Annotated in this window: 1 pseudogene; it reads right to left on the bottom strand. The window is 80.0% G+C overall.

The window, feature by feature from the left end:
- Positions 1-541: pseudogene (locus ND748_RS33555) on the bottom strand (twin-arginine translocation pathway signal protein); the annotation flags it as partial.

Genomic DNA, 541 nt, shown 5'->3' with positions numbered 1-541 from the left:
CCCCCCGCGCCGAACTCCCCGGTTCGGCCGCGGCGATCCCGGCGGCCGCGGCGGACAGACCGGCCACCGCGGCGAGGGCGGCCTGGGCCGTCACGTCCGGGACCGTCAGCCGCCGGCACGGGCCGGACGTCGTGTTCAGCGCCGTGGCGGCCACCCCGGAGGCTCCCGGCGGCACCCGAAGTTCGTAGCCGGTGGCGGTCCTGGCCCCCATCAGGACGGCATGAGCGGAGGAGGCGCCGGCCGGTCGGTCGTCCCGCTCCGCGGGGCAGCCGACGGCCAGCGGGCTCCACGAGCCGTATCCACCGTTGGCCCGCCGGAGGCGGACCGCGGCGCCTGCGCTCGCTGGCCCGACCGCCGCCCCGGGGCCGGTGTCGCCGCCGGGACCGTTCCAGCGGACCGCCAGGTAGCCGATGCGAAAGGCCGGGGTCGCCGGGCCCGTTCCCGTCGACGTCGCGCTCAGCGTCCGCGGGATGAGTACGACCCGGGTACCCGTCGAGCCCGCGGCGGCCGCGACCGGCGCGCCCGCGGCGCTCGCCGCCAC

This window comes from Frankia sp. AiPs1 (genome assembly GCF_023716945.1).
GTDB lineage: Bacteria > Actinomycetota > Actinomycetes > Frankiales > Frankiaceae > Frankia.
This window is presented reverse-complemented; position numbering and strand designations above follow the sequence as displayed.